Raw genomic sequence first — 24,313 nt, 5'->3', positions numbered from 1 at the left:
CACAGGGTATACAGAGTACACAAACATGGTTTTGAAACCCAAAACCGTCCACTTTTGTAAACCCTGTGGTGAATAAAACTCTGAATGAAAAATGAACTACCCACAAGAACAAATCAAACCTTATAGCAATGACGGGAAAAAGAGCGAACAGGTAGAACAGATGTTCGACAACATTGCCCCTGCATACGACCAACTGAATCATACCCTTTCATTAGGGATTGACCGGAGTTGGCGACGAAAGGCAATCAATTGGCTCAAACCTTTCCGCCCGCAACAGATAGTGGATGTGGCAACCGGTACCGGTGACTTTGCCATTCTGGCATGCCGCGAACTGCAACCCGACCAGCTGATCGGAACAGACATTTCTGAAGGAATGATGAATGTGGGACGTGAAAAAGTGAAAAAGGAAGGTCTTTCCGAAAAGATATCTTTTGCAAAGGAAGACTGTACCTCCCTCTCGTTTGCCGACAACCGTTTTGACGCTATCACTGTCGCTTTTGGTATCCGCAACTTTGAAGATTTGGATAAAGGGCTTTCCGAAATGTGCCGTGTCCTCAAACCGGGCGGGCATCTGGTAATCCTTGAGCTGACAACTCCGGATCGATTTCCGATGAAACAATTATTTTCCATTTACTCAAAAATAGTCATTCCAACCCTCGGCAAACTATTATCGAAAGACAACAGTGCTTACAGCTACCTGCCTCAAACAATCAAAGCATTTCCCCAAGGAGAGGTTATGAAAAACGTTATCTCGCAGGTTGGCTTCAGCCAGGTACAATTCCGACGGCTGACATTCGGCATCTGTACACTTTATACGGCTACGAAATAAATATTAATTTAACATCCTCCCCCTTTATGCAAAAGTATGGTTTAATTGGCTATCCACTGAAACATTCGTTTTCTATCGGCTTTTTCAATGAAAAGTTTAAGTCTGAAGGCATAGACGCCGAATATGTCAACTTTGAGATTCCTGAAATCAACGATTTTATGGAAGTGATCGAAGAAAACCCCAATCTGTGCGGACTGAACGTAACAATCCCTTATAAAGAGCAAGTCATCCCTTTCCTTGACGAGTTGGATAAAGACACTGCCCAAATAGGCGCAGTCAATGTTATTAAAATTGTTCGTGGGCCTAAAGGAAAAGTAAAACTGACAGGATATAATTCTGACATTATAGGATTCAGCCAGTCCATTCAGCCATTGTTGCAACCTTATCATAAAAAAGCATTAATCCTGGGTACAGGCGGTTCGTCCAAAGCAATCTATCATGGCCTGAAGAATCTGGGAATCGATAGTATATTCGTGTCCCGTACCCAAAAAGAAGGCATGCTGACCTACGAAGAACTGACTCCGGAAATCATGGCAGAACATACAGTGATTGTAAACTGTACACCGGTAGGTATGTATCCGAAAGTAGACTTTTGTCCTGCCATTCCCTACGAATTACTGACACCAAACCATTTATTGTACGATTTGTTATATAATCCAAACACCACTCTTTTCATGAAAAAGGGAGAGGAGCATGGGGCCGTAACCAAAAACGGTCTCGAAATGTTATTGCTGCAGGCATTTGCCGCATGGGAAATATGGAATAAATAATGAAAAAAGGAATCAAGATAAGCGTCGTTATATTATTGCTGCTGCTTACCGGATGTACGATAGGCGGAAGTTTCTTCATGCTCAACTATTCGCTCCGCCCGGAAGCGAAGATACGTGCCAAGAATGCCGATTCTTATCCTTTCATGTACGAAAACTATCCGTTTTTACGTCCTTGGGTGGATAGCCTCAATCAGGCTCATGCACTTCGGGACACTTTTGTTTTAAATCCGGAAGGCATCCGCCTGCATGCTTATTACATCGCAGCCCCGCAGCCGACCAAAAAGACAGCGGTCATTGTACATGGCTATACGGACAATGCAATCCGCATGTTCATGATAGGCTATCTATACAATCGCGACCTGCAATACAATGTGCTTTTGCCCGACCTGCAACATCAGGGAGAGAGCGGTGGACCGGCCATTCAAATGGGATGGAAAGACCGTCTGGACGTAATGCAATGGATGCACATCGCCAATGAGCTTTATGGTGACAGTACTCAAATGGTTGTACATGGCATTTCAATGGGAGGGGCCACCACAATGATGGTATCCGGCGAAGTACAGCCCTACTTCGTGAAATGTTTCGTTGAAGATTGTGGTTACACCAGTGTCTGGGATGAATTCTCGCACGAACTGAAAGCAAGTTTCCACCTTCCTTCATACCCATTAATGAATACCACCAGCCTGCTGTGCCAGAAAAAATACGGATGGAACTTCGAAGAGGCTTCATCATTGAACCAGGTTAAAAAAAGCCGCCTGCCGATGTTCTTCATTCATGGGGACAAAGATACGTACGTGCCCACATGGATGGTTTATCCCCTTTATGAAGCCAAACCGGCTCCCAAGCAGCTTTGGATTGTACCGGGAGCCGCACATGCCTTATCTTATAAAGAGAATAAGGAAGAATATACCCGGAAAGTAAAAGAATTCACAGACCGCTACATTCATTGATATGAAACAGATACTCACTTATTTACTTTTCGTGTGGATATTCCTCCCACTGAAAGCACAGGAAAAGATATACACCGTAGAGAATATCCCCAAAGTACATTTGCAGAACAAGATGCAATATGTCTGTAACCCTGCCGGCATCCTGTCACAACAGGCTTGTGACGAAATGGACTCGATGCTGTATGCTCTGGAACAAAAAACAGGTATCGAGACTGTAGTTGCCGTAGTACCTTCCATCGGAGATAAAGACTGCTTTGAGTTCTCCCATCAATTGCTGAACCAATGGGGAGTGGGCAAGAAAGGAAAAGATAACGGACTGGTCATCTTACTGGTCACCGATCAGCGATGTATACAGTTCTATACCGGCTACGGACTGGAAGGTGACCTGCCGGACGCAATCTGCAAACGCATACAAACCAAGGACATGATCCCTTATCTCAAAAAGGGAGACTGGAACCGGGGAATGGTAGCAGGAGTACAAGCAGTATGCCGGCGTCTGGATGGCTCCATGATAAATGATGATAAAGATACCGGAGAAAAGGGGATATCCGCCTCCATGCTTCTCTTTGCTATTTTAGGTTTCATTGTGGTGGCCGGAGTGGTAGGTATACTGGCTGCACGGGCAAGTACCCGTTGCCCTAAATGTGGAAAACATCAACTTCAACGGAGCGGTACGAACTTAATATCGAACCGCAGCGGAGTAAAGACCGAGGATATTATTTATACTTGCCGCAATTGCGGACACACCGTAGTCAGGCGTCAACAATCATACGATGACAATTACAGGGGACGTGGCGGAAGAGGCGGAGGTCCTTTCATCGGAGGCTTCGGAGGGGGAAGTTTCGGAGGCGGCGGAGGCGGCTTCGGTGGTGGAAGCTTCGGAGGAGGTTCGGGCGGAGGCGGAGGTGCCGGCTCACGTTTCTAAGCAACCCAATCATTCTATTAGTCATTAATCAGTAATCAAAAAGAAACAATATGAAAAAGTCAGTTATTATCCTTATTGCCGTAGTGGCAGTTATCGTCATCTGGGCCATCAGTGCCTACAACGGACTGGTATCCATGGACGAGAATGTAAGCAGCCAATGGGCTAACGTAGAGACACAGTATCAACGTCGTGCCGATCTGATTCCTAACCTGGTCAACACTGTCAAGGGATATGCCTCACATGAAAAGGAAACACTTGAAGGCGTAGTGGAAGCCCGCAGCAAAGCGACTCAAATCAAAGTAGACGCTAATGACCTCACTCCGGAAAAGTTAGCCGAGTATCAGAAGGCGCAAGGAGCAGTCACTTCTGCATTGGGCAAGCTGCTTGCCATCACCGAAAACTACCCGGACCTGAAAGCCAACCAAAACTTCCTTGAATTGCAGGCACAACTGGAAGGTACGGAAAACCGCATCAACGTTGCCCGCAAAAATTTTAATGACGCTGCGCAGGCATACAATACCTCTATCCGTCGGTTCCCGAAAAGCATCTTTGCTTCCATATTCGGTTTCGAAAAACGTACTTATTTCGAAGCAGCCGAAGGCACGGAAAAGGCACCGGAAGTAAAATTCTGATAAGTCACGCAAATCCTTTTCACCAGAAAAGATTGTCGATACACAATACCCGATGAATAAAGTGGGAAATAACCCTCAACAGGGTATATTTCCCACTTTATTCATTCATATAATCTGCTCCGCAGTCACCCTCTCTCCGTCCCGCTCTCACCTCCCCCACTCTTTTCTTAAACCTTGTTCCAAAGTACTTCAAATACAAAATGATATTATTCCGTTTAAAGTACTAAAGAACTAAAAGGAAACTCGTTTCAAACAATAATTAAAGTTCATCTCAGGTGCTACGATGTATATCTTAGCGGGCAAGATATATATCTTAGCCGCCAAGATGTCTATCTTAGCAGCTAAGATAAAGAATTTCATATGAAAAAGCTCTTTTTACTAAAGGTCCGGCAAAACTTTCACCAAAACTTTTTCGTGCTTTGGGCTTTAACTTCGCAGCGAGTGTATGTAAGTCCATTTGCCTGATCTGCACTAACAACAGATTGAAGGGCGGATTGCAAAGCGCTTTTGAACTTTTCATTTCAAACTTCCAAATTAAAAACGGACCCTCTCCCTGTCGTATTACTCCATCGTTATATCCACCAATTTGTTGGCTATAAGGAAAAAAAGCAGTACTTTTGCCGTTGTATACAAAATCCAAATAACTCATGAGTAATCAACGATACATGATGCGAGGCGTCAGCGCATCAAAAGAAGATGTGCACAATGCCATCAAGAACATCGACAAAGGAATTTTTCCACAAGCATTCTGTAAAATAATCCCTGATATTCTGGGTGGAGATCCGGAGTATTGCAATATTATGCATGCTGATGGTGCAGGAACCAAATCGAGCCTGGCCTATATGTACTGGAAAGAAACAGGGGACCTCTCCGTGTGGAAAGGGATTGCCCAGGATGCACTGATCATGAACATAGACGACTTGCTTTGTGTGGGCGCAGTCGACAATATTCTGGTATCTTCAACCATCGGACGCAATAAACTTCTTATTCCCGGAGAAGTAATTTCCGCCATCATCAACGGAACAGACGAACTGTTGGCCGAACTCCGTGAAATGGGAGTAGGTGTGTATGCCACCGGTGGTGAAACAGCCGATGTGGGTGATCTCGTCCGTACCATTATCGTAGACAGTACGGTAACCTGCCGTATGAAACGGGCAGACGTTATCAACAATGCCAATATCCGCCCGGGGGATGTTATTGTAGGCCTTGCCTCACACGGACAAGCCACTTATGAAAAAGAATACAATGGCGGTATGGGCAGCAATGGGCTGACTTCTGCCCGCCATGACGTTTTTGCCAAATATCTGGCAGAGAAATATCCCGAAAGCTATGATGCAGCAGTGCCCGAAGAACTGGTTTATTCGGGCGGACTGAAGCTGACAGACGCAGTAGAAGGTTCTCCGATCGACGCGGGAAAACTCGTCCTCTCTCCCACCCGCACTTACGCACCGGTAGTGAAAAAGTTGCTCGATGCGCTACGTCCTGAAATTCACGGAATGGTGCACTGCTCGGGTGGTGCACAAACCAAAGTGCTGCATTTCGTAGGCGATGTACGCGTGGTAAAAGACAACCTCTTCCCCGTGCCCCCATTGTTCAGAACCATTCAGGAACAAAGCGGAACCGATTGGGCAGAAATGTATAAGGTATTCAACATGGGCCATCGCCTTGAAGTATACCTTTCACCCGAACACGCGGCCGAAGTTATCAAGATCAGCGAATCTTTCGGTATCCCTGCACAAATCGTGGGACGCATCGAAGAAAGCGATAAGAAAGAACTGATTATCAAGAGTGAGTTCGGAGAATTCACTTATTAAAAAACGAACAAGATCCATCACAGAGGACACAGAGAGCTTGCAGAGGCACTACACGCACTTACAAAAACCTCTGTATCTTCCGTGACGGATTAAATTCGCAGCTCATTTAACTCCTAAATTTATGGCAGACAACAATAGTATATTAGAAAAACTCGACGGTCTTGTTGCCCGTTTCGAAGAGGTGTCTACCCTTATTACCGACCCGGCAGTGATTGCCGACCAGAAACGATACGTAAAATTAACCAAAGAATACAAGGATCTGGACGATTTGATGAAAGCCCGTAAAGAGTACATGCAACTGCTGGCCAACATTGAAGAAGCTAAAGACATTCTCTCAAACGAGTCGGATACCGATATGAGAGAAATGGCCAAAGAGGAAATGGACAACAGCCAGGAACGCCTTCCGGTATTGGAAGAGGAAATCAAACTGTTACTGGTACCGGCCGATCCTCAGGACGGTAAAAATGCCATTCTTGAAATTCGCGGAGGTACAGGTGGAGACGAAGCCGCCATCTTTGCAGGCGACCTTTTCCGGATGTACGCCAAATTTTGTGAAACGAAAGGTTGGAAGATGGAAGTATCCAGCGCCAATGAAGGTGCTGCCGGCGGATATAAGGAAATCATTTGCAGTGTTACCGGCGATAATGTATATGGCACATTAAAATACGAATCGGGTGTACACCGTGTTCAACGCGTGCCGGCAACAGAAACCCAGGGACGCGTGCATACCTCGGCAGCCTCGGTAGCTGTACTTCCCGAAGCGGAAGAGTTTGATGTAGTGATCAACGAAGGTGAAATCAAATGGGATACTTTCCGTTCGGGAGGTGCCGGCGGACAAAACGTAAACAAAGTTGAATCGGGCGTCCGCTTACGTTACATCTGGAAAAATCCCAATACGGGAGTAGCAGAGGAAATCCTGATCGAATGTACTGAAACCCGCGACCAACCTAAAAATAAAGAACGTGCTTTGGCGCGCCTTCGTACGTTTATCTACGACAAGGAACATCAGAAGTATATCGACGACATCGCATCCAAACGTAAGACAATGGTTTCGACGGGCGACCGTTCGGCCAAAATCCGTACTTATAACTATCCCCAAGGACGTATAACCGACCATCGCATCAATTATACCATCTATAACCTGGCCGCCTTCATGGACGGAGATATTCAGGAATGCATCGATAAGTTGACTGTGGCCGAAAATGCTGAACGTCTGAAAGAGAGTGAATTGTAACGAGAAGGCAACTTCAATCGTAAATCGTAAATTTGTAAATAAAGAAAGATGAACAAGCAACAATTATTTGAAAACATCAAACGCAAAAAATCATTTCTTTGCGTAGGACTCGACACAGATATTAAAAAGATACCCGATCATCTGTTGGATGATCCGGATCCCATCTTCGCTTTCAATAAAGCAATCGTCGATGCAACAGCAGACTATTGCATCGCTTATAAACCTAATCTGGCTTTCTATGAGAGCATGGGCGTAAAAGGATGGATTGCTTTCGAAAAAACTGTAAATTACATCAAAGAAAATTATCCCGACCAGTTTATCATTGCTGACGCCAAACGCGGTGATATCGGCAATACATCGGCAATGTACGCCCGCACCTTCTTCGAAGAACTCGACATCGACTCTGTCACTGTAGCTCCTTATATGGGAGAGGACAGCGTTACTCCGTTCTTATCTTACAAAGGGAAATGGGTAATTCTGCTGGCTCTGACTTCAAACAAAGGCTCACACGACTTCCAACTGACGGAAGATGCCAACGGCGAACGCCTTTTCGAGAAAGTATTAAAAAAATCACAGAAATGGGCCAATGATGAACAGATGATGTACGTTGTGGGCGCTACTCAGGGACGTGCTTTCGAAGACATCCGTAAAATTGTCCCCAATCACTTCCTTCTGGTTCCGGGTATCGGCGCTCAGGGAGGTTCTCTTGAAGAAGTATGCAAATATGGCATGAACAGTACCTGTGGACTCATTGTGAATTCCTCCCGCGGAATTATTTATGTAGATAAGACCGAAAATTTTGCCGCTGCCGCCCGTGCCGCTGCCAAAGAAGTGCAAGAGCAAATGGCAGAACAGCTGAAAGCTATCTTATAATGCCTCACGAACGGAAGATAATCAACGATCCGGTATTCGGGTTCATCAACATACCAAAGGGGTTGCTGTACGACATCGTACGGCATCCCCTTTTGCAGCGTTTAAACCGCATCAAGCAAGTAGGGCTTTCATCCGTAGTCTATCCCGGTGCACAGCACACCCGGTTCCAGCACTCTCTGGGAGCTTTCCACCTGATGAGCGAAGCTATCACGCAACTGGCCTCCAAAGGGAACTTCATATTCGACAGTGAAGCCGAAGCCGTACAGGCAGCCATCCTTCTGCACGACATCGGCCACGGGCCTTTTTCGCATGTTCTTGAAGACACCATTGTCAAAGGAGTATCCCATGAAGAAATCTCCCTGATGCTGATGGAACGGATGAACAAGGAGCTGAACGGACAACTTAGTTTAGCCATTCAGATATTCAAAGACGAATATCCCAAACGTTTCTTGCACCAATTAGTCAGCGGACAACTGGATATGGACCGTCTGGATTACTTGCGCCGTGACAGTTTCTATACCGGAGTTTCGGAAGGCAATATAGGTTCGGCACGCATCATCAAAATGCTCGACGTAGCAGACGACCATCTGGTAGTGGAGTCCAAAGGAATCTATTCCATAGAAAACTTCCTTACAGCACGGCGACTGATGTACTGGCAGGTTTACCTGCACAAAACGTCAGTGGCCTATGAACGGATGCTGATCAGTGCCCTGTTACGTGCCAAGGAACTGGCTTCGCAAGGAGTGGAACTGTTTGCCTCGCCGGCGCTGAAATTCTTCCTGTACAACCACATCGACCCGGAAGTATTTTACAATAACCCTGACTGTCTGGAAAACTTCATTCAGTTGGACGATAATGATATCTGGACGGCTCTTAAAGTATGGAGCACCCATACGGATAAGGTTTTATCAACATTAAGCCTGGGTATGATTAATCGTAACATATTCAAGGTTGAGATATGCGCTGAACCTATCAGTGAAGAGCGAAAAAAAGAATTGACTTTGCAGATCAGCCAACAATTAGGCATCACTCTTTCCGAAGCAGACTATTTTGTCTCTACCCCCAGTATCGAAAAGAACATGTACGATTCGGCAGATGACAGCATTGATATTATTTACAAAGACGGAACAATAAAAAATATTGCAGAAGCATCGGACATGCTAAACATTTCATTGCTTTCTAAAAAGGTAAAGAAATACTATATCTGCTACTTGCGTTGGGATAGATAAGTATAAAATATTCATCAAAGAGTAAGGATATATAAAAAAAAAGTCCGTTATTTGCGTACTAATTAAATTTTAAAGTAAGATTATGGAGTTCTCGGCTAAGCAAATTGCAGCATTTATCCAAGGGGAAATTATAGGTGACGAAAACGCTACTGTACATACATTCGCAAAGATAGAAGAAGGAATACCGGGCGCTATCTCTTTCCTTTCTAATCCGAAATATACACCTTATATATATGAGACCGAAGCTAGCATTGTATTGGTGAACAAAGATTTTACTCCCGAACAAGAAGTAAAAGCAACATTAATCAAAGTAGACAATGCTTACGAGAGCCTTGCCAAACTGCTCAATCTATATGAGATGAGCAAACCCAAAAGAACCGGTATCGACCCACGTGCCTATGTAGCGGAAACCGCTAAAATAGGAAAAGACGTATATATAGCTCCTTTCGCCTGCATAGGCGACCATGCGGAAGTAGGAGATAATACGGTTATTCATCCGCATGCCACTGTAGGCGGTGGTGCCAAAATAGGCAGTAATTGTATCCTATATGCCAATGCAACAGTATATCATGATTGCCGGGTAGGAAACAATTGTATCCTGCACGCAGGATGTGTGATCGGAGCAGACGGCTTCGGTTTCGCTCCTACCCCGCAAGGATACGAAAAAATTCCTCAAATCGGTATCGTCATTCTTGAAGATAATGTAGAAGTCGGAGCCAATACCTGCATAGACCGCGCAACCATGGGAGCGACCGTGATTCATAGCGGAGTGAAATTAGATAATCTGATCCAGATAGCTCACAACGACGAAATAGGTTCGCATACCGTAATGGCTGCCCAAGTGGGTATCGCAGGTTCTACCAAGGTAGGCGAATGGTGTATGTTCGGCGGACAAGTAGGTATTGCCGGACATCTCAAAATAGGCAACCAAGTAAATCTGGGAGCTCAATCGGGTGTACCGGGGAATATAAAATCCGGTAGCCAACTTATCGGAACTCCTCCTATGGAGCTAAAACAATACTTCAAAGCATCCATCGCACAAAAAAGCCTTCCGGAGATGCAGATCGAATTACGCAATCTCCGCAAAGAAATAGAAGAATTAAAACAACAATTAAATAAGTAACCAATGCTGAAACAAAAAACTCTGAAAGATAGCTTTTCACTGAGAGGAAAAGGTCTTCACACTGGACTTGACCTGACTGTTACGTTTAACCCTGCCCCGGATAACCATGGCTACAAAATACAGCGCACGGATCTGGAAGGGCAACCCATTATTGATGCCGTAGCTGATAATGTAGTTGAAACGACAAGAGGAACCGTGCTGTCAAAAAATGGAGTAAAAGTAAGCACAGTTGAACATGGAATGGCAGCCCTCTATGCTTTGGGCATCGACAACTGCCTGATCCAGGTTAACGGACCGGAATTTCCGATTCTGGACGGAAGTGCACAATATTATGTACAAGAAATAGAGAGAGTAGGAACCGAGGAGCAAAATGCTGTTAAGGATTTCTATATCATTAAATCAAAAATAGAGTTTCGTGACGAGGAGACAGGTTCATCCATCATTGTATTACCCGATGAGAATTTCAGCCTGAACGTACTGGTTTCTTACGATTCGACCATCATTCCGAACCAGTTTGCAACACTGGAGGATATGAAGAAATTCAAAGAAGAGATCGCCCCCAGCCGTACCTTTGTGTTTGTACGTGAAATCGAACCTCTGTTATCAGCCGGACTTATCAAAGGAGGCGATCTGGACAATGCCATCGTTATTTACGAACGCGAAATGTCGCAAGAGAACTATGATAAGTTAGCCGATATTATGGGTGTTCCCCATATGGATGCCAAACTACTGGGATATATCAACCATAAACCGTTGGTATGGCCCAACGAGTGTGCCCGCCATAAGTTACTGGACGTAATCGGAGACCTTGCTTTGATTGGTAAACCGATTAAAGGAAGAATCATCGCTACACGCCCGGGACATACCATCAATAACAAATTCGCACGTCAGATGCGTAAGGAAATCCGCCTGCATGAGATACAGGCACCGACCTATGACTGTAACCGAGCTCCGATTATGGACGTAAACCGTATCCGTGAGCTACTTCCTCATCGCTATCCGTTCCAGTTGGTGGATAAGGTGATCGAAATTGGTGCCAACTACATCGTAGGTGTTAAAAACGTAACCTCCAACGAGCCCTTCTTTCAGGGACATTTTCCTCAGGAACCGGTAATGCCCGGTGTATTGCAAATAGAAGCAATGGCCCAAATCGGCGGACTACTCGTTTTAAACTCAGTAGACGAACCGGAGCGTTATTCTACTTATTTCATGAAAATCGATGGAGTGAAGTTCCGTCAGAAAGTAGTACCGGGTGACACCCTGATCTTCCGCGTAGAGTTGTTGGCTCCTATCCGCCGGGGAATCTCGACGATGAAAGGCTATGCTTTCGTTGGCGAAAAAGTAGTCTGTGAATGCGAATTCATGGCACAAATAGTAAAAAACAAATAATTTATAAGCATGATAAGTCCCTTAGCGTATATTCATCCCGAAGCAAAAATCGGTGAAAACGTAGAGATTGCTCCGTTTGTTTACATTGATAGAAATGTAGTCATCGGAGATAACAATAAAATTATGGCTAATGCCAACATCCTGTACGGTTCACGTATCGGAAACGGAAATACAATCTTCCCGGGAGCCGTTATCGGAGCAATTCCCCAGGATTTGAAATTCAAGGGTGAAGAGAGCACAGCCGAAATAGGTGATAATAACCTGATTCGTGAAAATGTGACCATCAACCGGGGTACAGCTGCCAAAGGCAGAACCATTGTAGGCAATAACAACCTGCTGATGGAAGGTGTCCATGTAGCTCACGACGCATTGATCGGTAACGGCTGTATCATTGGTAATTCTACCAAAATGGCCGGTGAAATCGTTATTGACGATAATGCCATCATCAGTGCAAATGTATTGATGCACCAGTTTTGCCGGGTAGGCGGATACGTGATGATCCAGGGAGGTTGTCGTTTCAGCAAAGATATTCCCCCATACATCATAGCCGGTCGCGAACCCATCGCTTATAGTGGAATCAACATCATCGGACTCCGTCGTCGTGGTTTTTCAAATGAAGTTATTGAAAATATTCATAATGCATACCGCATCATTTACCAAAGCGGACTCAACACATCGGACGCCCTTGCAAAGGTTGAATCAGAAATACCCGCCAGTCCCGAAATAGAATATATCGTTGATTTTATTCGTAACTCGGACCGGGGAATCATCAGGTAAATAAATAGAAATCAATAAGAAAAAGGAGGATGCCCGGAAAGCATCCTCCTTTTTTGTGGAATAAACCCAGCCATCTTATTTGCAATCTTTCGGTTTTTTATTACTTTTACGCCATCAATAAAACAGTAACAACTATGATATACAGATTTACCATTATATCTGATGAGGTTGACGATTTCGTCAGAGAGATACAGATTGACCCGGAAGCTACTTTCTTCGATTTTCACGAAGCTATCTTGAAAGCAGCGGGTTACACGAATGACCAGATGACTTCTTTCTTTATCTGCGATGACGATTGGGAAAAAGAGAAAGAAATTACTCTGGAGGAAATGGACAATAATCCGGAAATGGACAGCTGGATAATGAAAGAAACCCGCCTCAACGAACTGATTGAAGACGAAAAACAAAAACTGCTCTATGTATTCGACTACATGACGGAACGTTGTTTCTTTATCGAATTATCCGAAATCATCACCGGAAAAGAAATAAAAGGTGCCAAATGCACCAAAAAGTCAGGTGAAGCTCCTAAGCAAACAGTAGATTTCGAAGAGATGGCTGCCGCAGGAGGCTCACTCGACTTAGATGAGAATTTCTATGGTGATCAGGACTTCGACATGGAAGATTTTGATGCAGAAGGATTTGATGTTAACGATGGTGCATCTGGTGGTGGAGGTTCATACGACGAAGATAAATTTTGAATAATATGCCCATGTGACAATACACCTGCCGACCACGTTATCATATTGCATAGCAGCCGACATATTGTCACATGGACACATTATCACATTACTAATCGTTATGACTGTCAAAACTTTAATCGTACTTATAGGGCCTACAGGCGTAGGAAAAACGGAGTTAAGCCTCCGTATAGCAGAACATTTCAAGACGAGTATCATTTCGTCTGATTCCCGGCAGTTATACGCCGAACTTAAGATAGGAACAGCAGCCCCAACCCCGGAGCAATTAAAACGGGTTCCACATTATTTTGTAGGTACTTTGCAACTCACCGATTATTACAGTGCCGCCCAATATGAGACGGAGGTAATGTCTCTCCTTGAACTTTTATTCAAACAGCATGATGTCGTTCTCCTCACAGGAGGTTCTATGATGTATGTAGATGCCATCTGTAAAGGTATTGACGATATACCGACCGTGGATACGGAAACCCGCGAACTTCTGCTACATAAATACGAAACAGAAGGACTGGATAATCTCTGTGCCGAACTGAAATTGCTGGACCCGGAATATTATAAAATTGTAGATTTAAAGAATCCCAAACGAGTCATTCACGCATTGGAAATCTGCTACATGACAGGAAAGACTTATACCTCCTTCCGCACCCAACAAAAAAAAGAACGTCCTTTTCATATTCTGAAAATAGGATTGACTCGGGATCGTGCCGAACTGTATGACCGTATCAACCACCGCGTAGACCAAATGATGGAAGAAGGCTTACTGGAAGAAGCACGTTCTGTCTATACCCACCGAAATCTAAACTCTTTGAATACTGTTGGTTATAAAGAGATATTCAAATATCTGGATGGAGAATGGGAACTACCTTTTGCCATTGAAAAGATAAAGCAAAACTCACGTATCTATTCACGCAAACAAATGACTTGGTTTAAGCGGGATAAAGAAATCCAATGGTTCCATCCTGAACAAGAGATAGAAATACTATCGTACCTCCACTCTCAATTAGATACTTATAAATAGCAGATATATTCTTAAAGAATAGAGAAAAGAAGCCGAATAAAAAAAGAGCAAAGCAAGTGTTATTATAAAAAAATTAATATATTTACCAACATAGATAATAATATTAATCTTTTAAAGTTAACACTATGCAAAAACGCGGTATCGCAGCTACTGCTTTGTGCGCAATCACTACAATTGAGTTTAATCTTAAAAACCAAAAGCAGGATATAATTTTAGCCAATATTGAGGCACTGGCACAAACTGAATTTGATTATAATAATGGTGCTGAAAGAAGAATAATGGACTCTTTCCAAAGTGAGCCTGTTTATCAAGTAGATGTAAACGGAAACAAAACTATAGAAACAATTTTTGTTTATACGGAAACGAGTTGTTATGGCAGCGGTATAATCGCATGCGAATATGATTTTAGTGCAGACATTAGTCAAAGACCTCTTTAATATGAAAAAAAAGATATTTTTCTCCGGCTTCCTATTGATGACAATGTTCTGTGGATGTATGACCCAGAATGAAATAACAAGCTCGATTGCAGAGTTAGAAACAGTAGAGAAATCAGTGAATGACACTCTTTTTCTACAAAATCCGCAGGTCTTCTGCCTGGAAACAAAAGACAATGCATTGATAAAACGCATTAATCGGGTAATAGAGTGGAAAAACACCTATTATATTTTAGATAAATCCATGAAGCAAGTGTTGGCTTTCAATGACAAAGGCAAACATCTATTTACCATACACCGTGTAGGAGTAGGTAAAGGAGAATATGGAAGCATACTGGATATAGCCATAGACAGGCAAAATGAAAATTTAGTATTCTTAGCCGACCCGACCTCACTGATATATTATGACTTGCAAGGGAACTTCATCAGAACTACAAAACTACCAGGACACTATCATTCAATAGCTATTGATAACGGAATGATATACTTAGAAAATGCCACACTTATTAATAATCAGTTATCCACATCATCCATCACAGTAATAGCCCCGAACGATCAAAAGACTGAATTATTAAAACCACTCCGAGAAATAGCTCCTTATTGTTTTATCGGAGGACATCAACTGGGCGGAACAGCTCCTGTTGTATTTACCAGAAAGTTCGATGATACGATCTATCAACTGGAAGACGGGAAAATAAGTCCTTACTACTCCTTCAATTTTATGAATGAAAGCTTTCCGGAAGCAGCCAAAGACAAAGAATACACCTGCCGCGAACTTAATAAGTTCACATGGGACCGATATGTATATTTAATGACTAACGTGACAGACGCCCCCCAATACTTATTATTCAGTACAAATCTATTCGGTATATATGTATTTGATAAAAATCAAAACAAGTTATTGAAATACAATAAGATATACAATACGGAATACCAAGCAGACTTGCACCAATATATACCGGTAGAAGGAGCCAATAACCGAGTATTCTTTACGGTTTCTCCCACGACCCTGTTCAGCCTCAAAGCTATAGTTGACAATCATCCGTCTTTCAAAAACAAAATGTCCGATAAACTATATAAATTGACAGAATCATTGGATAGTGACTCTAATCCGGTGATTTTTAGCTATCAGGTAAAATAAACCGCATCCCCAAACCCCACCGATTGAGGGTGTGTCGAAACTTTTATTCACCACACTCTCAGTCGGTGGCAGCAAAAATTCTATCTTTCTTTTATTTCTCCAGACCGTCTAAATCAATCTCTACGATCACATCCGTTCCTTTGCCCGGAACAGAACTTAGAGTCAGAACTCCTTTCAGATTTTCCACACGTTCCTTTATGATAACCAGACCAATTCCCGACTTTCCGGTTTGTTGTTCAAAGCCTTTGCCATTGTCAGCTATTGTCAGCTTTATCCTGTTTCCCTCCCGAACAAGAATAATCTTAATATGAGTGGCCTGCGCATGTTTCAATGCATTGCCTGTAGCTTCCTGTACAATTCGATAAATCTCCAATGCTACTTTCTGCGATAAATGATCGAATCCCTCCTCCGGTTCAAGCACCAAAGTCAGTTCGGTCTGTCCCGATTGATTACGCTGATAGACATAATCCTGAAGAATCTCAGACAGGGAAGCATATTTAAAGACAGGCGGCATCAAATCATGTGAAATTCCCCGCACTTCGGTTTGCAAAGCTTGTAATGTATCCAAAACCTCTTCCCGACTACTCGTCCCGTCAGCAATTTTCATTTTAATGGCCAGCAATTCGTTCGAAACATTATCATGGAGTTCTTTAGCCAGACGGTTTCGCTCTACCTCCAGGCCCTCAAGATAATACTGCACTTTACGCTGTTGTGCCTCATGCACCAAGGCTTGAAATTCGCGTTCTCTCTCTTCCAGTTTTGCCTTCTGCAATTCAACCGTCAATTCCGTTTCCTGTTGTTTCAGCTTGGCAATCTGCAACATCCCCTCATGAATACGCTGACGGGAACGATAACGTATCAGCAACAGAACAATCGTAATCAGCGCCAATACAATCAAGGTAACAGAAAGAATATTAATCCACTTGTTCTTTTCATTGATGGCCGTAAGTTGCTTCACCACCCTCTCTTTTTCGTCCAGACTATATTGTGCCCGTAACTTCTGAATAGTCTTACTACTATTTTTATCAAACAACCGGGTTTCATACTTCAATGAATTGCGGGCAGCCTCCAGAGCTTTATTATAAAGTTCCTGTTTTTCGTACACTTTGGCCAATAAGGTATAGAAATCAATCAAAGAATGATAATAATCCACCTCCTGCTCTTCATTCATTTTTTTCAGTTCATGCAATCCATCCTGTAGATGTTGCTCGGCCAATTCATAATCCGCCTGATAATAGGCAATCACCCCCGAAACATAGCTAAGTGACACGTTTGCATCGATCTTCTTAGGATTCATCAGTTTTTTACCCGTTTCAAAACATTGTTCCGCTTCCTTTATCTTACCGGCCTCACTATAGACAACTGCCTGATGCAAATAATTATCGGATATAACGTAGCCCACATCATATGGATTCTCGGTTGATGTGTATACCTCAAAGGCTTCCTGATTGTATTTTGTCACAGAATCCAACAGATTCATCCGATGTTCATTTTGATATAAAGCATAAAAATACTTTGCTTTTATGGTCAATTTCAATATCTGCTGAAAAGGAAAATCCACCGGCAGATCTTTCATCGCTTCGGACAGATCATTCAACCCCTCATCATCTTGCCACATGGAATAAATAATAGAAAGATCATAATATATTTCCGTCAGAATTGCCGGCTTCACCGCATTACGATTAAAATAATCAGCAGCCTGATAATAATTTTCATGCGCTTTCTCCATCTGATTTTTATCAGAATAATAGATACCGGCAATATAATGCATCATACCGGCAATATTATTGTTTTCAAACTTCCCTTTGTTCATAAAAGCACTATCCAGATAGTTTTTAGCTTCAGCCATGTCTCCGAGCTGATTCTCAAACATCGCAACAATTGAATAAAGGCGGGTAACAACCGCTTTATCTTCCACCTCTTTGGCTTCGGGAATCAATTGCTTCAGTACGGCAATCTGATGTTCCCGCGAAAGATATGCGATATCTCCGGTCATATAATAACGTTCCATCAAAGGAATCGTTTTATCTTTCATCAGATTCATAATTGAATCATACTGTACAGTATCGTCTTGTGCATTGACGGCTACAACGTAGCAAAATAAAAATAAGAAAACAGATAGTAGTTTCTTCATAAATAAATAATAGTTAAAGTGTAATCCTCTGACATTTTCTTTTGTCACTCTGCCAACCGAAGGTTAAGCCTTGTGTTAGTCACAAAAGTACAAATAATATAGTTGGAGCAAATTAAAATCAAACATAATTTCAATAAACAGATATGCCGATGGAGCCTGCACATATCTCTTTGCAGTCCCCATCGGCATATCTGTTTAGTTGGAATTATACCAATAACAATGATTTCAGTCTTCCGGATTCAATATCACATTTACTTCCGACGACACAGCTGTTCTAACCGGTTTCATACCCAAGCACGAAATGTGAAGCATCGCACTTCTGGGAGCCGAAATAACAAAATGTCCGTAAGCGTCAGAAACGGTTCCCAAAGTAGTACCTGAAATAGATACAGATGCCCCCACTATCGGGTTATTCAAATGATCCTTGATCGTTCCTGTTACTTTTACCAGTTCATCCGAGTTCATGGTAGAAAAATAAAGTTTATTTAAATCATTCGCATTTTCTCCTTTCAACGTAATCAAAATAACACCATGTTCGGCTTTATCTCCATAGATCCTTACCGACTCTTTATCTTTCAGCACACTGATGGACTCAATCATATCCGGATTGATCGCCTCCATTTGTTCGCCGGTTATCTCTTTTCCATCCACCATTATCAACGGTTGAGGCTGAAAATCGACCCGTCGGGTTGCAAACGGAGATAATCCATTTCTTTTCAATCCATCCGAGATAGTAACTTTACTTGAAATTGATACTGTATCCAACTGTGACACTTCAATGACCACCTTCTCCAGAGCATTCTTTTTCACCGTGTCCACTGCTACCTCGATCGTTTTTTCCGGTACTTTTTTCTCCACTATCTGCTTTAAATCATTAACTTTGACGGCAGAAATCTCTTCCATCTTACCGGAGATTTCCGGACGTGCAAATGCAGTCACAGCAATGGCGGCCAAAGGAAGTACATACAAATACTTCAATCGTGCCCAGGGATTTGATTTTTCTTTTAACATCATAGTGATACGTTTTTTAAGTTTACTGTGATTAAAGCTGTTGGCCATAGAGTAGAGCCTTGTGCCAACAGCTTTCTTTATCAGTAATAACTGATATTGCTTAGCATTGACACCCTCCCTTATCACCGTTTCATCAGCCTCGTATTCATGTATATTCTGCAGTTCCTGCTTCAACAGCCAGGAAGCCGGATTAAACCATTGAAAGAAAATACAAATGTCCGCAATCAGCAAATCGACAGAATGCCGGTTACAGATATGAGCCGTTTCATGGATTAGTATTTCTCTACCGTCTTCTTCTAAATCTTTCTTAGAAATAACAATGTATTTCATCCAGCTAAAAGGAGAAATTTTGCACTGATGAACCACTAAAGTTATTCCATTTCCCATCCTTTCTTTCTTGCCCGACCTCAATAATGCCAGCAAACGGATCAGGGAATAAAGATGACGGCACACAAAAAAAAGAATACCTGATAAATAGATTATCAAAATGATCTGAATACCCGATACAGATGCCCCTTCTGCCTGTGTCACCTCAGATGCCGGCATATCTGCCATCATCAATAACTGTTCGATAGTAAGCATCGTCTGATGCATTTCCGTCTGTTGGGTAGTAGTCAGCTGAATCAGAGGCAACAGCAGTGACAGCAACAAAAGAGCCAACAGAGCAATTCGGTTAAACCGGTGGAACGTCTCCTTACTCAGCAGTAAACGATAAAACAGATAAAAACCCGCCAAACAGGCAGATGACTTCAGTATATAGACAAAAAAGACTCCCATATATTCATTATTTAAGATACGGTCCCAACTTCATTTTACTCATCATTTCCCTGCTCCACCTCCTGAATCAGTTTTTTGAGATCATCGAGTGAAATATCTTCTTCCTTCACCAGTGACGAAACGGCACTGAGATATGAATTATTGAAATATTTACTAATCACGCTCTTCAACGTACGTTTACTGAAGTCGGACTCACTGACAACCGCATAATACTGGTAAGTATTGCCATAAGTATGGTGTGCCAGAAAACCTTTCTCTTCCAGTCCACGCACAATAGTAGACAATGTATTAAAATGTGGCTTCGGCTCATCATAGAATGCTAACATTTCTTTCACAAACAAAGGACCTTTCTCCCAGAAAAATCCCATAATTTCCTCTTCTTTTGCTGTTAATCCTTTCATAACTTTTCTTCTTTTGCATGCAAATAACGAAAAGATTTAGTTCAAAAACTAATTTTAGCAGTTAATTAAAACTAAAGGGTTACCCGATAAATGCGTAACTGAACCAGCATTTAAATGGAATTGATAATCAAAAGATTATATTTACCTGAATTTCGCTCCCGATGTAAAGCCATTTACCCGGGCATGTAAAAGCGTTTACCTCAGCATGTAAAGCCATTTACCTCGGCATGTAAAAGCATTTACCCCGGCTGGTAAACGGAACCGGCATTCAAGGTTACGGATGTCCACACTTGGAGTTAGCGTCAAGACAATGCGTTCTTCGGATAAACCAGATTTTGGCAATGCATGAGAAAAACCACACATTTGCCGGATGAACCGAAATTATCATGTACCTTTGTACCTCTGTTATAGAATTACTTGATTATGAACCTGAATACTCCGGTAGAAATTCCATCTGGATTCATCCCCATCCACCATGCACAGCGACTGCTGATAATGGGTTCCTGTTTTGCAGAAAACATCGGAACCTTACTTGCTGAAAATAAGTTCCAAGTAGATATCAATCCTTTCGGTATCCTATACAACCCATTGTCCATCTCAATGGCCTTGCGTGAAATCATTCGTAAAAGGCTGTATGAAGAATCCGACCTTTTCTCGTATCGTGAGTACTGGCACAGTCCAATGCATCACGGCTCTTTCTCCGCAGCCACTCCGGAAGAAGTTGTACGGAATATACGGGTCCGCCTGGAGCAAGCACACAAAGAACTGAAACAACTTGACTGGCTCATGCTGACCTTCGGCACCGCATACGTATATGAACAAAAAAAGACGGGGAAGGTAGTAGCCAATTGTCACAAATTGCCTGAAAAGGATTTCGTACGCCGTCGTCTGGAGACCGATGAGATAACAGAAGACTATATCCAGTTACTGGACGAACTGATTTCACTGAATCCAAAGATCAAAATATTGTTCACAGTCAGCCCCATCCGTCACGTACGTGACGGAATGCACGCCAATCAACTCAGCAAAAGTGTATTGCTCCTTACCATCGACCGGCTGATGCAACGTTACCCACAAGCCACTTTTTACTTCCCTTCTTACGAAATAATATTGGACGAGCTCCGGGATTACCGTTTCTACGCAGATGACATGGTACATCCGTCGTCATTGGCCGTCAATTACCTCTGGGAACGCTTCTCGGAAACATTTTTCCGTCCCGAAACGCAAGCACTGATTAAGGAGTGCGCAACCATACGGAAAGCCATTGCACATAAACCTTTCCATCCCGAGTCAGAAGAGTATAAAAGATTTTTAGGACAAATTGTGTTAAAAATAGAACGACTTAACGAAAAATACCCGTACTTAGATTTCGAAAAAGAAACAAACATGTGCCGACTGGCGCTTCGATAAATGTGCAAATATGCCAATGCTTTATTATTATGTCATATACAATTGAATCAATCGTTGAAAAAACAGGTGCACGGCGTCTGGGAAACAAGCCTGCTACCATCGACTGGCTACTGACAGACAGCCGTTCGTTATGCTTTCCGGAAGAGACCCTCTTTTTTGCCATTCCTACCAAAAGGAATAACGGCGCACGCTATATCCCTGATCTCTATGAACGGGGAGTCCGCAACTTTGTAGTAACAAGCGAGGATTTCAAGGGGCTCACCATGGATAGTGAACAGCTGAAAGTGACAATGGCTCAGGAATGCAATTTCCTTATTGTCCCCAATACTTTAAAGGCACTTCAGAAACTGTCCGAACAACATCGCGGCTCTTTCCAGATACCTGTAATCGGCATCACGGGCAGCAATGGAAAAACCATCGTCAAAGAATGGCTGCACCAACTGCTCAGTCCCGACCGGGTAATCGTACGTTCGCCACGCAGCTACAATTCACAGATCGGCGTACCGCTGTCCGTCTGGCAGATGAACGAAGAGTCCGAATTAGGTATCTTTGAAGCCGGTATTTCGGAAATGGGAGAGATGCGTCCATTACAGAATATGATCAAACCGACTATCGGTATCCTGACTAACATTGGCGGGGCACACCAGGAAAATTTCTTTTCATTGCAGGAGAAGTGCATGGAGAAACTGAGTTTGTTTAAAGACTGTGACGTCGTCATTTACAATGGTGACAACGAAATGATAAGCAATTGTGTCGGAAAGTCGATGCTGACCGCCCGTGAAATCGCATGGAGCATGAAGGACATCGAGCGTCCGCTCTACATCAGCAGGGTGGAGAAGAGAGAAGACCATACCGTCATCTCCTATCGCTATCTGGAGATGGACAATACATTCTGCATCCCCTTTATCGATGATGCTTCCATAGAGAACTCCCTGAATTGTCTGGCCGCATGCCTGTACCTGATGGTACCCGCCGACCAAATCACCGAACGTATGGCACGTCTTGAACCCGTAGCCATGCGCCTGGAAGTAAAAGACGGCAAGAACAACTGCATCCTGATCAATGACAGCTACAACTCAGATCTTGCTTCACTGGATATTGCTCTCGACTTCCTTTACCGCCGTTCACAATCAAAAGGTTTGAAACGTACTCTAATTCTCTCAGACATTCTGGAGACCGGGCAAAGCACCACAACGCTCTATCGCAAAGTAGCACAACTGGTTCATAGCCGGGGCATCGAGAAGATTATCGGCGTAGGAGCTGAAATCTCCTCGTGTGCATCGAAGTTTGATATAGAGAAATATTTCTTTCCCGACACAAAGGCACTTTTAGCATCAGATGTCATAAAGAAGCTCAAAAATGAAATCATCCTGATAAAGGGTTCCCGCAACTTCAGTTTCGACCTCGTATCGGAGGAACTGGAACTGAAAGTGCACGAAACCATCCTGGAAGTCAATCTGGGTGCAATGGTAGCCAATCTGAATCATTATCGTTCGATGCTCAAACCGGAAACCAAAATGGTATGCATGGTGAAAGCATCGGCATATGGAGCCGGTTCATACGAAATAGCCAAAACCCTTCAGGAACATCACGCCGACTATCTGGCAGTAGCAGTAGCCGACGAAGGTTCCGATCTCCGCAAAGCCGGTATCACAGCTTCCATCATTATCATGGACCCGGAACTGACAGCGTTCAAAACCATGTTCGACTATAAACTGGAACCGGAAGTATATAACTTCCACCTGCTCGACGCACTGATTAAAGCTGCAGAAAAAGAAGGCATCACCAACTTCCCGATCCACGTAAAACTGGATACGGGCATGCACCGGCTCGGATTCGAAGAAAAAGATATCCCGCAACTGATTCGCCGGCTGAAGAATCAGAATGCCGTGATACCCCGTTCGGTCTTCTCACATTTCGTGGGAAGCGATTCGCCCCAATTCGACGCATTCACCCGTCAGCAAATCGAACGATACGAACATATGTCGACTGAGCTGCAAGAAGCATTTCCACATAAGATACTGCGCCATATCTGCAATACGGCCGGTATCGAACGTTTTCCCGGAGCACAATTTGATATGGTGCGGCTGGGCATCGGATTGTATGGTATCAGCCCCATTGACAATTCAGTCATCAACAACGTAAGTACACTGAAAACAACCATTCTCCAGATACGTGATGTAGCGGAGGAAGATACGGTAGGATATAGCCGCAAAGGACATCTGGTTCGTCCTTCGCGCATCGCTGCAATCCCCATCGGATATGCTGACGGTCTGAACCGCCATCTGGGATGCGGGCACGGTTATTGCCTCGTCAATGGTAAAAAAGCTCCATATGTGGGTAATATATGCATGGATGTATGTATGATAGATGTGACGGATATCGATTGCAGAGAAGGTGACCAAGCCGTGATTTTCGGTGACGAGCTGCCCATTACCGTTCTTTCGGATACCCTTGACACCATTCCTTACGAGGTACTGACAGGTATCTCAACCCGGGTAAAGAGGGTATATTATCAGGATTAAACTCTTCCACGGATTCCTCTGGACACCACAAGTCCCCGGAATCCGGTAATTAAAAAGGGATAAACCATCAGGAGGCGCATTGAAAGTCTTTCCACCACAGAGGATACAGAGTAGCACAGAATATTCATATTGATAATCTATGATTTAAAATTTATTCTGCGCTACTATGTGTCCTTATGGCAAGTTTTGACATAGCCCCTCTTTTCGTTTTTATCGCTTCCG

General features: G+C 43.3%; 22 protein-coding genes. 18 read left to right on the top strand and 4 right to left on the bottom strand.

Translation table 11 applies throughout. From position 1 onward, the window contains the following. The first annotated feature begins 91 nt into the window (after positions 1-91). From ubiE to G7Y45_RS07610, 5 genes are read left to right on the top strand one after another with little or no spacing between them, the layout of a single operon-like run. On the top strand, positions 92-829 hold the full coding sequence (gene ubiE / locus G7Y45_RS07630; protein ID WP_165016871.1) for a bifunctional demethylmenaquinone methyltransferase/2-methoxy-6-polyprenyl-1,4-benzoquinol methylase UbiE: 738 nt from the start codon (positions 92-94) through the stop codon (positions 827-829). A gap of 26 nt (positions 830-855) precedes the next feature. Then, complete coding sequence (locus G7Y45_RS07625) at positions 856-1,599, top strand: shikimate dehydrogenase (RefSeq protein ID WP_005775642.1); 744 nt, start codon at positions 856-858, stop codon at positions 1,597-1,599. After that, on the top strand, positions 1,599-2,549 hold the full coding sequence (locus tag G7Y45_RS07620) for an alpha/beta hydrolase (RefSeq protein WP_005810187.1): 951 nt from the start codon (positions 1,599-1,601) through the stop codon (positions 2,547-2,549). The genes G7Y45_RS07625 and G7Y45_RS07620 overlap by 1 nt, the downstream gene beginning before the upstream one ends. A 1-nt stretch (position 2,550) precedes the next feature. After that, complete coding sequence (locus tag G7Y45_RS07615; RefSeq protein ID WP_022011941.1) at positions 2,551-3,474, top strand: TPM domain-containing protein; 924 nt, start codon at positions 2,551-2,553, stop codon at positions 3,472-3,474. Between the two features lie 50 nt (positions 3,475-3,524). Next, positions 3,525-4,106 (top strand): LemA family protein, encoded by a 582-nt coding sequence (locus tag G7Y45_RS07610; RefSeq protein WP_005775638.1) that lies wholly within the window; start codon positions 3,525-3,527, stop codon positions 4,104-4,106. A 334-nt stretch (positions 4,107-4,440) separates the two neighbouring features. On the opposite strand, the gene G7Y45_RS07605 is transcribed toward G7Y45_RS07610, so the two are convergent. Continuing rightward, positions 4,441-4,746: a hypothetical protein gene (locus tag G7Y45_RS07605; RefSeq protein ID WP_165016874.1), complete on the bottom strand. Its 306-nt coding sequence runs from the start codon at positions 4,744-4,746 to the stop codon at positions 4,441-4,443. 7 nt (positions 4,747-4,753) lie between these two features. Here G7Y45_RS07605 and G7Y45_RS07600 point away from each other — a divergent pair, with 7 nt between their 5' ends. From G7Y45_RS07600 to G7Y45_RS07550, 11 genes are all read left to right on the top strand, one after another. Beyond that, the gene (locus tag G7Y45_RS07600; protein WP_005775636.1) at positions 4,754-5,920 is read left to right on the top strand and encodes an AIR synthase related protein; all 1,167 of its coding nucleotides are present in this window, start codon (positions 4,754-4,756) and stop codon (positions 5,918-5,920) included. 121 nt (positions 5,921-6,041) lie between these two features. After that, complete coding sequence (prfA, locus tag G7Y45_RS07595) at positions 6,042-7,154, top strand: peptide chain release factor 1 (RefSeq protein ID WP_005775635.1); 1,113 nt, start codon at positions 6,042-6,044, stop codon at positions 7,152-7,154. A 48-nt stretch (positions 7,155-7,202) separates the two neighbouring features. Then, positions 7,203-8,027, top strand: a complete 825-nt coding sequence (pyrF, locus tag G7Y45_RS07590; protein WP_165016876.1) for an orotidine-5'-phosphate decarboxylase — start codon at positions 7,203-7,205, stop codon at positions 8,025-8,027. Further along, positions 8,027-9,256, top strand: coding sequence for an HD domain-containing protein (locus G7Y45_RS07585; RefSeq protein WP_005775632.1), 1,230 nt, complete (start codon positions 8,027-8,029; stop codon positions 9,254-9,256). The genes pyrF and G7Y45_RS07585 overlap by 1 nt, the downstream gene beginning before the upstream one ends. Positions 9,257-9,338: 82 nt before the next feature. Beyond that, positions 9,339-10,379: a UDP-3-O-(3-hydroxymyristoyl)glucosamine N-acyltransferase gene (gene lpxD, locus G7Y45_RS07580; protein WP_005775631.1), complete on the top strand. Its 1,041-nt coding sequence runs from the start codon at positions 9,339-9,341 to the stop codon at positions 10,377-10,379. 3 nt (positions 10,380-10,382) lie between these two features. Then, positions 10,383-11,768: a bifunctional UDP-3-O-[3-hydroxymyristoyl] N-acetylglucosamine deacetylase/3-hydroxyacyl-ACP dehydratase gene (locus tag G7Y45_RS07575; protein WP_005775630.1), complete on the top strand. Its 1,386-nt coding sequence runs from the start codon at positions 10,383-10,385 to the stop codon at positions 11,766-11,768. Positions 11,769-11,777: 9 nt separating this feature from the next. Beyond that, positions 11,778-12,545, top strand: a complete 768-nt coding sequence (lpxA, locus tag G7Y45_RS07570) for an acyl-ACP--UDP-N-acetylglucosamine O-acyltransferase (RefSeq protein WP_005775629.1) — start codon at positions 11,778-11,780, stop codon at positions 12,543-12,545. Between the two features lie 134 nt (positions 12,546-12,679). Next, positions 12,680-13,243: a hypothetical protein gene (locus G7Y45_RS07565; RefSeq protein WP_005775628.1), complete on the top strand. Its 564-nt coding sequence runs from the start codon at positions 12,680-12,682 to the stop codon at positions 13,241-13,243. A gap of 100 nt (positions 13,244-13,343) precedes the next feature. Next, entirely contained in the window at positions 13,344-14,258 is a 915-nt protein-coding gene (miaA, locus tag G7Y45_RS07560) for a tRNA (adenosine(37)-N6)-dimethylallyltransferase MiaA (RefSeq protein WP_165016879.1), read from the top strand. A 125-nt stretch (positions 14,259-14,383) separates the two neighbouring features. Further along, complete coding sequence (locus tag G7Y45_RS07555; RefSeq protein WP_005775625.1) at positions 14,384-14,695, top strand: hypothetical protein; 312 nt, start codon at positions 14,384-14,386, stop codon at positions 14,693-14,695. Then, positions 14,658-15,833: a 6-bladed beta-propeller gene (locus G7Y45_RS07550; protein ID WP_165016882.1), complete on the top strand. Its 1,176-nt coding sequence runs from the start codon at positions 14,658-14,660 to the stop codon at positions 15,831-15,833. Before G7Y45_RS07555 ends, G7Y45_RS07550 begins: the two co-directional genes overlap by 38 nt. 91 nt (positions 15,834-15,924) lie before the next feature. On the opposite strand, the gene G7Y45_RS07545 is transcribed toward G7Y45_RS07550, so the two are convergent. The 3 genes from G7Y45_RS07545 to G7Y45_RS07535 form a co-directional block, all read right to left on the bottom strand. Further along, positions 15,925-17,967, bottom strand: a complete 2,043-nt coding sequence (locus G7Y45_RS07545) for a sensor histidine kinase (RefSeq protein WP_005810203.1) — start codon at positions 17,965-17,967, stop codon at positions 15,925-15,927. A 225-nt stretch (positions 17,968-18,192) separates the two neighbouring features. After that, positions 18,193-19,755: a carboxypeptidase-like regulatory domain-containing protein gene (locus G7Y45_RS07540; RefSeq protein ID WP_165016884.1), complete on the bottom strand. Its 1,563-nt coding sequence runs from the start codon at positions 19,753-19,755 to the stop codon at positions 18,193-18,195. A gap of 35 nt (positions 19,756-19,790) precedes the next feature. Further along, positions 19,791-20,156, bottom strand: a complete 366-nt coding sequence (locus G7Y45_RS07535; RefSeq protein ID WP_005775621.1) for a BlaI/MecI/CopY family transcriptional regulator — start codon at positions 20,154-20,156, stop codon at positions 19,791-19,793. A gap of 423 nt (positions 20,157-20,579) precedes the next feature. On the opposite strand from G7Y45_RS07535, the gene G7Y45_RS07530 reads away from it, so the two are divergent. Further along, positions 20,580-21,566: a GSCFA domain-containing protein gene (locus G7Y45_RS07530; RefSeq protein WP_032540841.1), complete on the top strand. Its 987-nt coding sequence runs from the start codon at positions 20,580-20,582 to the stop codon at positions 21,564-21,566. 29 nt (positions 21,567-21,595) lie between these two features. After that, positions 21,596-24,091, top strand: coding sequence for a bifunctional UDP-N-acetylmuramoyl-tripeptide:D-alanyl-D-alanine ligase/alanine racemase (locus G7Y45_RS07525; protein WP_005818482.1), 2,496 nt, complete (start codon positions 21,596-21,598; stop codon positions 24,089-24,091). The last annotated feature ends 222 nt before the right edge of the window (positions 24,092-24,313 follow it).

Source organism: Bacteroides sp. ZJ-18 (assembly GCF_011038705.2).
Taxonomy (GTDB): Bacteria; Bacteroidota; Bacteroidia; order Bacteroidales; family Bacteroidaceae; genus Bacteroides; species Bacteroides hominis.
This window is presented reverse-complemented; position numbering and strand designations above follow the sequence as displayed.